At 46.6% G+C, this 13,597-nt stretch carries 16 protein-coding genes; 2 read left to right on the top strand and 14 right to left on the bottom strand.

Translation table 11 applies throughout. The features are described 5' to 3' along the window. Window positions 1–86: 86 nt before the first annotated feature. Window positions 87–917 carry a transporter substrate-binding domain-containing protein gene (locus F8N00_RS09715; RefSeq protein ID WP_336449298.1) on the bottom strand — a complete coding sequence of 277 codons (831 nt, stop codon included), beginning with the start codon at window positions 915–917 and terminating at the stop codon, window positions 87–89. 264 nt (window positions 918–1,181) lie between these two features. On the opposite strand from F8N00_RS09715, the gene F8N00_RS09710 reads away from it, so the two are divergent. After that, window positions 1,182–1,820, top strand: coding sequence for an SDR family oxidoreductase (locus tag F8N00_RS09710; RefSeq protein ID WP_055967350.1), 639 nt, complete (start codon window positions 1,182–1,184; stop codon window positions 1,818–1,820). 54 nt (window positions 1,821–1,874) lie between these two features. On the opposite strand, the gene F8N00_RS09705 is transcribed toward F8N00_RS09710, so the two are convergent. The 10 genes from F8N00_RS09705 to F8N00_RS09660 all read right to left on the bottom strand — a co-directional run bounded on the left by F8N00_RS09705 (window position 1,875) and on the right by F8N00_RS09660 (window position 10,835). Beyond that, window positions 1,875–2,492 carry a hypothetical protein gene (locus tag F8N00_RS09705; protein ID WP_336449297.1) on the bottom strand — a complete coding sequence of 206 codons (618 nt, stop codon included), beginning with the start codon at window positions 2,490–2,492 and terminating at the stop codon, window positions 1,875–1,877. Between the two features lie 18 nt (window positions 2,493–2,510). Then, window positions 2,511–3,725: a hypothetical protein gene (locus tag F8N00_RS09700; protein ID WP_336449296.1), complete on the bottom strand. Its 1,215-nt coding sequence runs from the start codon at window positions 3,723–3,725 to the stop codon at window positions 2,511–2,513. Window positions 3,726–3,927: 202 nt separating this feature from the next. Further along, window positions 3,928–4,455 carry a DUF2812 domain-containing protein gene (locus F8N00_RS09695; RefSeq protein ID WP_255998832.1) on the bottom strand — a complete coding sequence of 176 codons (528 nt, stop codon included), beginning with the start codon at window positions 4,453–4,455 and terminating at the stop codon, window positions 3,928–3,930. Next, window positions 4,445–4,777 carry a PadR family transcriptional regulator gene (locus F8N00_RS09690; RefSeq protein WP_336449295.1) on the bottom strand — a complete coding sequence of 111 codons (333 nt, stop codon included), beginning with the start codon at window positions 4,775–4,777 and terminating at the stop codon, window positions 4,445–4,447. The genes F8N00_RS09695 and F8N00_RS09690 overlap by 11 nt, the downstream gene beginning before the upstream one ends. Window positions 4,778–4,912: 135 nt before the next feature. Then, entirely contained in the window at window positions 4,913–6,571 is a 1,659-nt protein-coding gene (locus F8N00_RS09685; protein WP_336449294.1) for an FAD-dependent oxidoreductase, read from the bottom strand. Between the two features lie 20 nt (window positions 6,572–6,591). Then, window positions 6,592–7,896, bottom strand: coding sequence for an arsenic transporter (locus tag F8N00_RS09680; protein WP_336449293.1), 1,305 nt, complete (start codon window positions 7,894–7,896; stop codon window positions 6,592–6,594). Between the two features lie 129 nt (window positions 7,897–8,025). Further along, a complete protein-coding gene (locus F8N00_RS09675) occupies window positions 8,026–8,340 on the bottom strand; it encodes an ArsR/SmtB family transcription factor (RefSeq protein ID WP_223041661.1) in 315 nt (104 codons plus the stop codon). A 183-nt stretch (window positions 8,341–8,523) separates the two neighbouring features. Next, window positions 8,524–9,534 (bottom strand): hypothetical protein, encoded by a 1,011-nt coding sequence (locus F8N00_RS09670; protein WP_336449292.1) that lies wholly within the window; start codon window positions 9,532–9,534, stop codon window positions 8,524–8,526. A 68-nt stretch (window positions 9,535–9,602) separates the two neighbouring features. After that, on the bottom strand, window positions 9,603–10,025 hold the full coding sequence (locus F8N00_RS09665; RefSeq protein ID WP_023467873.1) for a MarR family winged helix-turn-helix transcriptional regulator: 423 nt from the start codon (window positions 10,023–10,025) through the stop codon (window positions 9,603–9,605). A gap of 75 nt (window positions 10,026–10,100) precedes the next feature. After that, complete coding sequence (locus tag F8N00_RS09660) at window positions 10,101–10,835, bottom strand: nuclease-related domain-containing protein (protein ID WP_336449291.1); 735 nt, start codon at window positions 10,833–10,835, stop codon at window positions 10,101–10,103. A gap of 129 nt (window positions 10,836–10,964) precedes the next feature. On the opposite strand from F8N00_RS09660, the gene F8N00_RS09655 reads away from it, so the two are divergent. Beyond that, the gene (locus F8N00_RS09655; protein WP_029341343.1) at window positions 10,965–11,270 is read left to right on the top strand and encodes a hypothetical protein; all 306 of its coding nucleotides are present in this window, start codon (window positions 10,965–10,967) and stop codon (window positions 11,268–11,270) included. A gap of 52 nt (window positions 11,271–11,322) precedes the next feature. Here F8N00_RS09655 and F8N00_RS09650 read toward each other — a convergent pair whose 3' ends face one another. From F8N00_RS09650 to F8N00_RS09640, 3 genes are all read right to left on the bottom strand, one after another. Continuing rightward, complete coding sequence (locus F8N00_RS09650) at window positions 11,323–11,862, bottom strand: methyltransferase domain-containing protein (protein WP_336449290.1); 540 nt, start codon at window positions 11,860–11,862, stop codon at window positions 11,323–11,325. A gap of 105 nt (window positions 11,863–11,967) precedes the next feature. Next, a complete protein-coding gene (locus tag F8N00_RS09645) occupies window positions 11,968–12,705 on the bottom strand; it encodes a Bax inhibitor-1/YccA family protein (protein WP_029341341.1) in 738 nt (245 codons plus the stop codon). Between the two features lie 57 nt (window positions 12,706–12,762). Further along, on the bottom strand, window positions 12,763–13,554 hold the full coding sequence (locus tag F8N00_RS09640; protein ID WP_336449289.1) for an AAC(3) family N-acetyltransferase: 792 nt from the start codon (window positions 13,552–13,554) through the stop codon (window positions 12,763–12,765). Window positions 13,555–13,597: the final 43 nt, after the last annotated feature.

Genomic DNA, 13,597 nt, shown 5'->3' with positions numbered 1-13,597 from the left:
CTTGTACACGTCGTGGTTGCTCCGCTTGCCATAGCGTCAATAAGCTCGCAAACAGGACGCCACCTCCGACGACGATCCATCCCCATTTACTCATGTGCTCCCACTCCTTTCGCTCCGACCGTCTCACGCGTCGAGACGATGTTCCATTTTTTCTTTAGTTGTTCAACCTGTTCTTGCCCTTCTGCACTTTCAATCCAGACTCGGAAAACGTCTCCAAGCTGTTTTTGGTCCGGTTTCATCAAATATGCCATCTCGGCTGGTTCCCATGCCTCTGTCAGTTTCGGCACCGCAAGATCGAGTTCTGTCGCGTAATGCAACGCCTCGATGTCGTCCGTCACCATGACATCGACTTGTCCGCTTTTTACGGCTTTCGGGATGTCCAAGTTGTTCTCAAAGACGGTCACATCTGCTTTCGGAAAATGCTTCTTCACGAACGCTTCGTTCGTGCCACCCGGATTGACACCGATTTTGACTGCTAGATCATTGATTGCAGCGAGCGAATTCAAGCGTTCGACATCTTTCTTCTTTACAAGCGGTGCTTTTTGAAAGGAGAAATACGACGATGTAAAGTCTCCGACGACCTCGCGCTCGACTTTCTTCGTGATGCCACCGACAGCGATATCAAACTTGCCTGATTTCGTATCCTCCGATAATGTCGGCCATGTCGTCTTGACGAACGTCACATCAAGATTTGCTGCTTTGGCAAACGCTTGGATGACATCGATATCAAAGCCTTGATAACGATTCCGTTCCTCGTTCCAGTATGTAAAGGGCTTATAATCCCCCGTCGTCCCGACGACCAGCTTGTGGTCTTCGAAGATGTCATGTGCTTTGGCATCCGTCTGTTGATTCCAAATCGTCCAAGCGGCAACGCCTGTCAAAACAAGTCCTGCCAGTAGCCATGGTTTCTTTCTCATCGTATCTCTCCTTTCTGTTTCGTCGTTGCCCATTCACCGAATATTGCTACAATTTAACCCAAATGATTTTCGGTGTGGGTAATAGTCATTATCCTACCACACTTACACGTGATTTCAAGATAATTTGATGATTTTATGCATAAAAGCATTAAAAAGATATTTTGATGACGGTTACAGTTCTACAAGTCGTCTCTCTTTACAGAATCCCTTCGTCTTTTCCATACTGAAACAGAATCATCAAATCGTGAAATGGAGGAATGGAACATGAGTCAGATTTTCATCATTGGTGCAAATGGTAAAGTAGGTCGTCACGCTGCTCGCTTACTGCAGGATTCGGAGCACGATGTCAAAGTAGGATTACGTTCCAAGGACCAGTTCAGTGATTTTGAGAAATTAGGTCATACCCCGGTCCATCTCGATCTGGAAGCGGACGTCGCGACGATCACTGATGCATTACAAGGATCAGATGTCGTCATCTTTACGGCAGGATCCGGCGGTCACACAGGAGCGGACAAGACGATGCTGATCGATTTCGACGGTGCTGTCAAAGCGATTGAAGCAGCGGAAGCAATCAATGCAAAACAGTTCATCATGGTCAGTGCCTTGAATGCCGATTCGCCGGAAACATGGTCCGACAGCATGAAGCCGTATTACATTGCAAAACGCTACGCGGATCGTGTCCTGAAGGAATCGTCACTCAACTACACGATTCTTCGCCCAGGCGGACTATCCGATGAAGCTGGCACAGGAAACGTCACGACGGATCCGTCCGAGCAAGCAACTAAAAAAATTCCGCGTGAAGATGTCGCACGCGTTATTCTAGCTGCAATCGGTCACGACAAGGCGTCGAAGCAAGTCGTCACACTGCTCGAAGGTGACACACCGATCAACGAATTATTCTAATACAAAAGCTCACGTCTCAATTTCCGAGTCGTGAGCTTTTTTTGACCAAATGAATCATTCGTATAGTTGGCGATACATCACGAGCATCGTCTCACCAATGACGGGTAACGACGCCGGAATGTCGATCCAGCGCTGGGTATCGTAATCAAAATACAGCCCTTCCGTACGCATCTTCTCTTTTGAGTTGATCTCATCGAACTCGAGAAACATATCCAGCTCATCATCTGCGTCCTGAAAGTCGTCCCACGGTCCGGGACCAAAATAAAAGAGTAGTCCTTCCGCATCGTAGCCAGCAAGCTCGTTCAATGCCCATTCCAAATGTGCTTCAGACTTGGCAGATGTCCTGACGGAGTCGGCTAGTGTTTGATGAATTCCAAATGCGTTTCCACTAAGCAAATGACGCTGCTGATCCCATTCCCAGATGTTTTTCCAGCGTTGCATGAAAATGCTAAACCGATATGCTTGTGTCGCTTCATCCCGTTCTCGCACGTCATATGACCAGGAAATCTTCTCTCCACTGATCCACATACTTACGTGAAAGTTTCCCTCACGCGCTTCATCATCTTGTAAAGAAGACCAATCTGATTGCTGTTGCTCTAGATACGTGAACAACGGAAGTCGGTCTCCCGCTTTTTCTTCAAATTCAAATTCAAATCGCTCGATACGGTTCAAAACATCTTCCCCCTTGTCTCACTCAATCACAAAGTCGATTCCAATCGGTCCTTCAACCGGCATCTCGTGAAGCAACTTATACTTTTGATTCGTAATGAGCAGTTTCCCTTTATCCGGGTGTTCAGGGTCAAATTCGATGAAGTATGATTTTTTCGTCTTGGGATGAATATATAAGTACTTGTACCATTTGTCTGCTTTCCAAAACTTCGGTTTGATTTCCTGGACCGAGAATGATTGACCGAACGTCCATTTGACTAGGATGTGGCGGTCCCGATTTTGATTATCATGAGGAAATTGTTGAACGACTTGAATCCCTTGTGTTGCATCGATCATTCGAATTGGATCGGTACTATCAAAATTCGTATTCTGAAGAAACGGATAATATCGCTCGGTTTGTTGCCCCGCCTCATTAATCCGAATCATCCAGCCATCCGTACTAGCGAAGTATGCCGTATCATCCTTTCCATAAAGTGCTGAGTATGCATATGGCTCATCTCTTTTACGATATACGACTGGTTTTTCAGTCCGCTTATCCAAAAAAATCATCGCCGCTTTTTCTTCTTGTTCATCTTCGCTACCATTACTGGCATACGCTAAATGCTGCTTCAATTCAATCATCATCGAGTTTCCTGGTTCGAATCGCGCAGGCGTCTCATAGTTTTCTTTTGTATCAAAATTAGAAAAAGTGTGCGAAAATCCTGTTCCTTGAGACGAGCGCTGCGTACCGGTTTTATATGAATTCAACGTCTTAAACCATGTATTCGGACCAAAGTGTTTGATCGATTCCATCATGGGATCGTGTTTGAAATACGTCACACTATGTTGAACAAACCGTCGTTTCGTAAAATCGAACGTATGGAAGTGATTCGGATATCCTGCGCCAGAGGCATACAACACATTCGGCGTACACGTTTTTTGCACAAGCGTCATGTTCGTGATTGCAGGATCATGGATTTGACGTTCGTTTAATACCTGTCCTTTCATGTTGATCGTGACAATCGAACTGTAAGCAAGTTCAGGATCATTCGTTTTCCCTTTTCCCTGTCCTGGATAGACCAACATCACGGTGTCTTGTTGAGGACTAAAATCGATGGCTGTAATCGAAGAACGTGGTAGGACAGTTGCGTTTGCTCGATCCTGTTGCACCTTCATCCAGGTCGCTAAAAGGATACTTCCACTGACTAAAAACACTAGACTATAAAAAATCCGCTTTTTACGGATAGATTTATCCATTCGATTCATGACTCCTTGACTTGTTTATTTAAACAGTTATTTCTATCTAGTTATACACTGTTAGATGATGTAATACGTCTTTCTTACAACACTGTTAGACGAATTGACCAACTTTACAACATTCTCCTAAACTCTAACCACAAAAAAATTCCCCACGTTTCATTTAGAGACATGAGGAAGTGTGAAATCAGGTTGTATGCGTTTAATCCTGCTCCGCAATGGCACGCAATCCACGTAACGTTTGAATTTTACGTTCGTGGCGTTGCATCACGAATGAGAGACCCGTCACGATCGCGAGATTGAACCAGATCATCGTATCTGTAATCGGATTAAATAAATTAATGAGCACTGCAATGATGTTCACGAAAAAAACGACTTTATAGAGTTGCAAAATCCGGTGTTCGTGATGGATCTGTGAATCAAAGTCCGAATACATATGAAACGGTTCATCCGAGGTCCGTTTTCTTAAGAAGACCCAGCGGAACGATGTATCCACGACTTCGATGTCCATCTCTTCCAAAAACGCAAAGTAGTCCTGCGACTTCGGATGCTTTGGCATGTTTTCTAATAACTCGATTCGATACGTGTACATACCAGGTTCACCTTTGATGAATACATAACGTCCGAGTCGAAACTGCTGTAAGTACCAGCCGTTGTTTGCCATCTCGTTTAACCACACTTCTTCTTTTGCATAATCAGCGTAAAAGCGATAGACCGTTTTACTGCTCACCTTGATCCACTCCCATCGTTTCTTGTCCATGTCGCACGAGTTCTTTTAGTCGATCTAGCTCTACCTCTAATCTCTCCCGCCCCTGATTCGTTATGATGTACTCTTTCTTTCGCCCTGTTTCTTGCTCAATCGCTTCAATCCATCCTTTATCGACCAGACTACTGAGTGCGCCGTACAACGTACCCGCAGCTAACTTGACCCGGTTGTTGCTCAACTCCTGGACGAATTGCATGATGCCATAACCATGACGGGGTTGTTGAAGTGACAGTAAAATATAATAGACAGCTTCTGTTAATGCCGTCTCTTGGATTGTCCGTGCCATTTTCTCACTTCCTTATTTCGTCTTCCGTTATATCGTCTGCCGATATACTAAAAATATCCTATTTCTAACGATTTGACAACAAAAAAACGTGATGATCCCTAAGTGAATAGGATCATCACGCTATATTGTTCGATTTTATGAAAAGCATTTTTTGATATGTTGATAGTTCTTGTTACCACCTGACAGGTTACATACATCCGTAAATCCAAGGTTTTTCAAGACATTCTGCGCAGCATTCCCCGTCACGCCTTTGTTGCAGTAGACGATCGTCGGTAACGTCGGATCCAGTTCCTTCGCGCGTGTCCGCAGTTCACCAAGCGGGATATGGATCGCTCCATCAACATGATTTTTTTCGAATTGTGCTTTCGAGCGTGTATCAATGATTTGGAACGACTTCCCGCTCGCGACTTGGTCAATCAATTCATTCGGTGTCATCAAACGCGCTGTTTTTTTGATGGCATTATCGAGCGCCATTCCCGTATAGAGAACGGGATCCTTCGTCGTTGCGAACGGTGGTGCATAGGCTAAATCGAGATGGAATAAATCCTCTGCCTTCGCCTTAAAGGTGATCGCCGTCGCTAGGACATCAATCCGTTTATCGACACCTTGCGGACCTACGATCTGGGCTCCGAGAACTCGTCCTGTTGCCCGATCAGCGATCGCTTTGATCGTCATCTCTTTCCCGCCCATGTATTCCGGACGATCTGGTTTGATGTTATGCAAGACTTCGATGTCATAGCCTGACTCACGCGCTTCTTTTTCCGTCAAACCCGTCTGAGCGACCGTCAAATCGAATGCCTTGAAGATACCCGTCCCTAAGATCCCACGGTGCTCCGCTTCTTCTCCGGTAATGACCATACCGGCAATCCGTCCCATCTTGTTCGCTGTTGACCCAAGCGGACGATAGAGTGCTTCACCCGTGATGATGGAGAAACTCTCCGCGACGTCACCGACTGCGTAGACATCAGCTACATTCGTCTGCATGTGACGGTTGACTGCAATCGCCCCTGTTTTACCAAGCTCTACGCCGATCTGCTTCGCAAGACTGGTGTTCGGCTTGACACCAACGGACAGAATGACTAGATCCGTCTCGATCGTTTTTCCACTCTCAAGCGCGACCTCAGAAATACGTTCTTCTCCGTTGAACGCCGTCACGGATTCGCCAAGCAAAAGGGATACCCCTTTATCTTTCAAATGATCCGCTACGCGTTCTGCCATATCGCGATCAAGTGGCGGCATGACTTGCGTCAAACGTTCGACGAGCGTGACTTGAATGCCGCGATACGTCAATTGTTCTGCCATCTCGAGTCCGATGAATCCTCCACCGACGATTGTTGCCGTTTTCGGATCGTGGGCATCAATATAGGACCGGATCGCGTCGGCATTGCGGACATTTCGAACCGTAAAGACATTCTCCTGCTCAACACCTGGAAGCGGTGGAACGATACTTGAAGCACCGGTTGCCAGTACTAACGTATCATACGTGTCCGTGAAACGATCCCCTGTCTGGAGATTGACGATGGTAGCTGTTTTCGTCGCATGATCGATCGACTCGACTTCGTGTTGTGTGTGAATATCGATGTTATACCGTTTTTTAAAGAAAGCGGCATCGCGTGGTGTCAATTCATCGATATCAGCGATTTCTCCACCAACGAAATAAGGAATCCCACAACCTGAATACGAGATGTCCTGATCCCGATCATAAATCGTGATTTGCAACTCTTCACTATTTCGACGTGCTTTTGCTCCGACTGATGTTCCCGCAGCAACTGAACCAATAATCATCAATTTCATCTTTCGTTCCTCCTTAAAAATCAATAAAGTACCAAGCTGATATACAAGCCAAGTAATGTGATCGCAAGTGTCGGGATCGTCAGAATCGTTCCGATCTTAAAGTATTGACCCCAACCAATCTTCACGCCTTTCGTCCGAAGCACGTGTAACCAAAGTAATGTTGCTAGACTTCCGATCGGCGTGATCTTCGGTCCAAGATCAGATCCGATGACATTCGCATAGATGAGCGCCTCTCGAATCGTTCCGGTTGCCTGACTTAAATCAATCGCGAGCGCATCAATCATAACGGTCGGCATATTATTCATGATGGACGACAAGATGGCAGCCAAGAAGCCCATGCCAAAAGTTGCGGCTGCTAGATTCGTCGCAAAGCCATCAATGATGTCGGCAAGAACTTGTGTCAACCCGGCATTTTGAAGTCCGTAGACAACGATATACATACCAAGTGAGAAGAAGACGATCGCCCACGGTGCACCACCGATGACCTTTTTCGTCGGTACGCTAGGTGAACGGCGAGCCATCAATAAGAAGAACAAAGCGATGATTCCAGCGACAAGACTGACGGGAATGCCGATGACGTCACTCGTGAAGTATCCGACGACCAGCAAGATGAGGACGAACCAAGATAACTTGAACATCCGTTGATCCTTGATCGCTGTCGCGGGTGCGACGAGTTGAGCTACATCGTAATTCTTTGGGATACTCTTTCGGAAATAGAGATACAAGACAATCAGACTGCCTACGACAGAAAAGAGATTGACGAATACCATCCGTGACGCATACTCCGTAAACCCGATGTTAAAGAAGTCTGCTGAGACGATATTGACGAGGTTCGAGACGACGAACGGTAAACTGGCTGTATCGGCAATAAATCCGGAAGCGAATACGTAGGCTAACACGACATAATCCGGAAGTTTCAAGTGACGAACCATCGCGAGGACGATTGGTGTCAGAATCAAGGCTGCCCCATCGTTCGCGAATAAAGCAGCAACGACAGCACCGAGTAATGTCATGTACACGAATAGTTTGACACCACCACCTCGTGCGATGCGTGCCATGTGGAGTGCCGCCCATTCGAAGAACCCAATCTCATCAAGAATCAATGAGATGATGATCAGAGCGATGAAAGTAAAGGTGGCATTCCAGATGATGCCCCAGACCGTCGAGACATCATCGAGGTTGACGACTCCCGTCAATAGCGCAACGAGCGCCATTCCCATCGCGGAGTAACCGATGCCGAGTCCTTTCGGTTGTTTAATGATTAAGAATAAGGTGATCAGAAAAATTCCGATCGCTAGTAAATGTGTACCGGTCAATGCGTTCACTTCATTTCTGTATTAAATTTCGAGTGGTTTTGTTAACGATTCGTCATCCTTGAACGTGTCATTCAGAATGGAATATCGTTTTAATTCCCCTGCCTTACTCGGGCTAATCCATTTCATCCACAATGTGTCTTAGCAGCTTCTGTCCGGGATGTCCGGCGTGTCCATTTCTGCTAAAATCGTCAATAACAATCTGTGTTGCGGGTGATCTGGATTGATTCGAAAATAAATCCATTGTCGTTCCCGTCGTTCCAAGATGAGCTGGGATTGACGCAATAATTTTAGATGACGACTGACTGCCGGTTGCGAAATATCAAACATCTCAACGAAATCACAGACACAATGTTCCCGAACGTGTAGCCTTCGCAAAATTTCAAGTCGTGTTCCATCGCTCAGTAGCTTCAAAAACTGACTCATTTCTTCTACCCGTTTTGCTGTCTCGATCACTAGAGTATCCTCCTCTCTGTTATACGTATAGTCCATGCATGATACAGGAGCGAAAATATCAATTTCGCTTTTCACATAACCATATTATTATATAACGATTTTGTTATGCAATGATTTTTTCGTAAATCGATTTCAAACAAAAAAAATCGCCATCTCATTCGATGACGATTCTTCTTACATTCTTCATGCAACAACACGTCGTGCTTGTCGTTGCTCTCTCCAACTCACCACTAAACATGTCACGATGAAACTACCGAGACCAATCAGTGATAAATGAAGCACTTGTGTCCCTACTGAACCATCCATGAACAGCAATCGACTGAAACCGGAGACTGCATTCGGAACGGGTAGAAATGTCCCAAGCGATTGATAGAACGGTGCCAGCATCTTCGCCGGCACGATGTTTCCGGCAGTCATCAACTGGAACGGAATCAATGCGACATTGACAAGTGGCGCAATCGGTCCAAATACCGCAAAGTTCATCTGTGTGACGGCGATACAGGTCGCGACGACAAGGAGCTCAAACGCCCATAGTTTGATGAATGGTGTCGTAATATCCGTTAATACATGCGCCACGGAAACGAGTAGCAATGGAACAACCAGAAGAACGATCCCGTGTAATAGTTGGCGACTCCAAAATAGTGACCAGATCGAATGACGCTTACTTAAGATCGTGCTGACGAGATTGAATTGAATTCCCATCGTCATCGTCGCGATATAGATGACGAACCCGAGGACGAGTGGCAGCATCGACAAGGCAAAATCCGAGACGGCATGCTCCGTGACGACCGACGTCGTGAACGTTGGCTCACCATTCAACTGTTTGCCGATCGTTTCCGTTGCCCGCTCGAGAATTGCATTCGCGAATTCGGCATTCGTCTGGCTGACGTGTGCCGTCAGTTGACGCGAAGCATCATCCTTTTGTAGAACGAGATCGACTTCATTGGCATCGAGTGCTTCCAACCCTTTCGCTTCGGTCGGAACTGCTTGGACCGTGAACGGTGCTTCTTTTAGTGATGTGACGAACGGGTCGTTCACTTCGCCAACGACACCGACGTTCAATTGATCGAGTCGTTCCGTCGTTCCTTCGTAACCAGTCATCCAGACGACGAGGAACAAGAGCGGGACGACAATCGCGAAGACGAGTCCCACTTTCGTTTGTGTCATTGACCAGACATCTTTCCATGCTTTCATATTACGATCTCCTTTTATATGCATTACTTATAATATCACATGCAACTATATGTCCGAAGGAAAACCATTCACGTCACATTCCGGTGAATGGTCTCAAGTGTTTCCTTTAATTGCTCGATTTGCTCTCGCGAGAGTCCACGGAACGCTTCGAGTTGTAGCTGATCGAGCTCTGGTCCGAGGCGATCGACGATGTCGCGTCCTTCTCGTGTCATCAAGAGCAGAACCGCTCGTCGGTCCCGGGGGTCCGGCGTCCGAACGATCAATTCTTTTTTACCAAGCTTATCGAGAATCTTACCAATCGTCGTTTGATCACGTTCTGTCACGAGTGCCAGCTGCTTTTGCGAAACACCATCTTGTTTAGCGAGTTCGCTCAGGACAGAAAACTGCTCTGGTGTCAGACCGAACGCTTCCATCCGTTTAGCAGCAGCACGTTTGAACGCATAATAACTACGGGATAATTGCATGCCAAGCGACCATTCCGATTCTTTCATCCCATCATCTCCATATAGTTGCACAACTTATTATTTATCCACTATACCTGAAGAAGAACAAGTCCGTCAACGGTCTCATTTTGCCTGGCGTTGGCGAATCCCTTCGATATGCGCTTGTTGCGTGGCACGATCGACTTGTGAATGAACCCCGAGTTTCCCTGCAATCGTATCAACTTGACTCGGTGTCAATGGTTTTCCTGTCGCGAGTTGCTCGATCGTCTTGCGAAGGACATTTCGTTTCAAGACACGGACATGCGCTGAATCGACGGTGATCTTTTTCAGTTCACAGCGTTCGCTGAAGACGATCAAGGAGTGAAAGAGCGCAGGATCCGTTCCTTCTAAGAAGCGTTGCATACTTTTAAGATGCCCTTCATTTTGTTTGATTGGATTATAGAATCGTTGCTTGAAGCGATTCTGGAACTGCTGCGTCCACTGACGGTCCTGCTCGCGTCCAAAAATCCACCCGCTGTAGTTTTTCGATTCGAGTACATAGATGCCACTTTCATGAATGAACGTCACATCGATCTCCGTCGTTCCTTCTCCCCGCGCACGTGGTAAGTATGTATTAAAGACATACGTGCCGTATCCGGAAACTTGATCGAGTTGACGTGTCGTCAAGTATTCGCCCCATTTCCCTTTATCACGAACGATCCGCAAAAACGGTTCGCGCGTTAAACGATAATAACGACTACTGTGATACGAACTGCGTTTTACGAAGAAAAACAGAGCAAACGTTCCGAAGAAGAATAGTACCATGATCAGTCCGATTTGAATCAAGAGCGGTAAAAATGTCACTAACACATTGTCCACTAGATTTACCTCCTTTCCATATTAACCCTTTATTTCCACTATATCAGCATAATCAATTTCCACCTCATTTTCCACTATTTGTTATGGAGACTGTCCTATGGTACGGTGAAACAAAGGAAGGTGTTCACTATGGATTCTGTCGTCACGTTCGCACCACTGATTGTCTTATTCTTCATCTGGATGTCCTTATCACAAAAAGCAGACGAAGCGAAACGCCGCCAACAAACGATTCTGAAGAAGCTACAACGGATCGAAGAGCACCTCGGTCTGAATGAGGTGTCACTAGAAGAAGCTGCGTTACAAGTCGAACTGGTTCAGTTGCTTCATGAAGGAAAGACGGTTGAAGCTGTCAAACGTGTTCGAGAGACGCTCGGATCGTCATTGCTCGAAGCAAAACAATACGTCGATCAACTAAAAAGCGAGCACGGAATATGATCAAAAAGACCATCTGACAGCGAAGTTCAGATGGTCTTTTTCAACTATGTATTCATTTATATGCATCAAGTATCAACGAAGGAAATTTCATCTGTTCTGCATTCCGGGGATCATATCGTTTCGAACGAAAAATGACACCGTCTGCGCCGTCCCAGTCCGCTTGATGGAAGATTCCATCCTGATCAAAATATTCGAGAAGACGCACCTGAAATCCAGCTTCTTTAAATAATTGCTGTAATGTTTCGTGCGTATAGACGATTTTGTGACTTGCCGCTGGATGGTCAGTGGGACCCGGTCCACCGACTTGAACAATCGCTTGGTATGCGTCATCCTGAAAATAACCGTCCGGCACCGCACAACGAACGTATCCCCCTTGCGCAAGGTATGTATGACAATGACGTGCTGCTTCTTTTCCTTCCTCGAGCGTCAAATGCTCCCATACATGTTCCGCAAGAATCGCTTGTAACTTTTCGTTCGAACACAATCGTTCCCAATCGGACTGATCGAGCAGATTCAACTCCTCTTCCTCTGTATGATACCAGCCGGGATTATTATGGTACGGTCCTGCTCCAATGACGATACGTTCTTTCATGTATCTTCTCTCCTTTCAGCTACGTTTTTATCATTTCTTGTTTTCCGCGACCATCCCTGCTTTCGACAAAAAAATAGACGACGGAGAACCCGTCGTCTTTTGCTGTTAATCCCGCGCTGCCAGGCGATACAAGAGATCGAGTAATTCGATATAGAGCCAGATGATCGTTACGATCAATCCGAATGCTGCAACCCACTCCATCGACTTCGGAGCACCGGCGCGCACTTGTTGGGAGATAAAATCGAAGTCCATTACGAGTGACAAGGACGCCACGATGACGATAACGAACTGAACGCCGATCGCAACCGGTGAACTACCTGTCATGAATGGGAGGTCGACACTAAATAACGCGAGAATCAAGTTGACCGCATACAAGACGAAAATCGAGAGAATCGCTGCTGTGACCGCAGAACGGAAACGTTGCGTCACTTTAATCATCCCCGTCGAGTAGACGAACCACATCGCAAACGCGACGACGAATGTCGCAACGACTGCTTTTCCGACGATTCCTGGGTACATACTTTCGAACATCAACGATAACGCTCCGACTGCCACACCTTCAACGATCGCATAAACCGGAGAAAGGACTGGAGCTGTTGCTGGTTTGAATGTGATGATCAAGGCAAGGATCAGACCGATGACGAATCCACCGATTAAGGCTGGGAATAGGAACGCTTGGTTTTCTGCGAGGAAGAACCAACTACCCCCTGCTGCTGCCGTGACGAGAGCGAGCATCAAGAAAATCTTGCTCATCGTCCCGCTTTTTGTCATTGGTCGCTCTCCGACACGTGCCGTATCGAATCCGCGACGCAATGCCGGGTTTACTTTAAAACGTGAAGCCATTGCTTTCACTCCTTTTTATGATTCTGTTTTCTACTACGAAGGTTTCCCGAAAAAGTTTCAAAATAACCATTGATCAAGCACTTTTAATTGCAACATGACGACTGGGATCGAGGCTTTCGCATCGATGCGGTAAGATTTCGCTTGTCCGATCAGACCGGACGTGACGAAATCGGCACTTTCTAACCCTTCACCAATCGGACCGAACGCATCACTATCGATTTGGCGATGTCGGTAATGAATGAATCGTTCCGTCGATCCTTCTTTGACTTTACAACCATCCTCGACGTCCGGACGATTTAACCCGTATTCCGCATAATGCCAGACGGTCGTCGTATCCCAAGGAGAACCGATATGCAGAATTTGACCGTCCGCCTCGATGAAGCGTTCAATCGGTGAACCGGGACCGAAGCCATTTTCTAATGTATGATCGGCAACGAACGTCGTCGCATCTTTCCCCCAAGCAGTCACGGACCACATCGGATGATTGCTTCGAACGACACCCGGATACGTCCGGAAGACTTCCGGAACACGACCGATACCGCGTGTGACCGTTTTAGCCGGATCATATGCCGGCATCTCCCGGCGAATCGTTTCCCACCATTCTTCAGGCACAGCCGGTTGGCTCCAGTTCTTCGGATCCGAATTATCGGTACTTTGCGCCGGCATCATGATTAACCCTTCCGTCGTGACCACCTCCTGCAAGGCTTCGATCAACGCTTGTACGCCGCCGGGAATCCAGCCGATTTGTTTAAGTGACGTATGGACGAACAGTTTCATGCCGGGCGTCACACCTAATTCGCGTAACGCCTCTTTGATTTGTGATTTTGTGACCATGTTTCGTGTTTCCATCGATCTTATCTCCTTACTCGACGACTCTGTCTCTTATACACAT

This window comes from Exiguobacterium sp. A1_3_1 (assembly GCF_048985645.1).
Taxonomy (GTDB): domain Bacteria; phylum Bacillota; class Bacilli; order Exiguobacteriales; family Exiguobacteriaceae; genus Exiguobacterium_A; species Exiguobacterium_A indicum.
This window is presented reverse-complemented; position numbering and strand designations above follow the sequence as displayed.

Bases quoted from the DNA above. Each gene is read 5' to 3' on its own strand.
- F8N00_RS09710 (WP_055967350.1), top strand. From the start codon at position 1,182: ATGAGTCAGATTTTCATCATTGGTGCAAATGGTAAAGTAGGTCGTCAC.
- F8N00_RS09645 (WP_029341341.1), bottom strand. From the start codon at position 12,705: ATGGCTTCACGTTTTAAAGTAAACCCGGCATTGCGTCGCGGATTCGAT.
- F8N00_RS09685 (WP_336449294.1), bottom strand. From the start codon at position 6,571: ATGAAATTGATGATTATTGGTTCAGTTGCTGCGGGAACATCAGTCGGA.
- F8N00_RS09715 (WP_336449298.1), bottom strand. From the start codon at position 917: ATGAGAAAGAAACCATGGCTACTGGCAGGACTTGTTTTGACAGGCGTT.
- F8N00_RS09640 (WP_336449289.1), bottom strand. From the start codon at position 13,554: ATGGAAACACGAAACATGGTCACAAAATCACAAATCAAAGAGGCGTTA.
- F8N00_RS09690 (WP_336449295.1), bottom strand. From the start codon at position 4,777: ATGGCACGGACAATCCAAGAGACGGCATTAACAGAAGCTGTCTATTAT.
- F8N00_RS09650 (WP_336449290.1), bottom strand. From the start codon at position 11,862: ATGAAAGAACGTATCGTCATTGGAGCAGGACCGTACCATAATAATCCC.
- F8N00_RS09670 (WP_336449292.1), bottom strand. From the start codon at position 9,534: ATGAAAGCATGGAAAGATGTCTGGTCAATGACACAAACGAAAGTGGGA.
- F8N00_RS09655 (WP_029341343.1), top strand. From the start codon at position 10,965: ATGGATTCTGTCGTCACGTTCGCACCACTGATTGTCTTATTCTTCATC.
- F8N00_RS09665 (WP_023467873.1), bottom strand. From the start codon at position 10,025: ATGAAAGAATCGGAATGGTCGCTTGGCATGCAATTATCCCGTAGTTAT.
- F8N00_RS09700 (WP_336449296.1), bottom strand. From the start codon at position 3,725: ATGGATAAATCTATCCGTAAAAAGCGGATTTTTTATAGTCTAGTGTTT.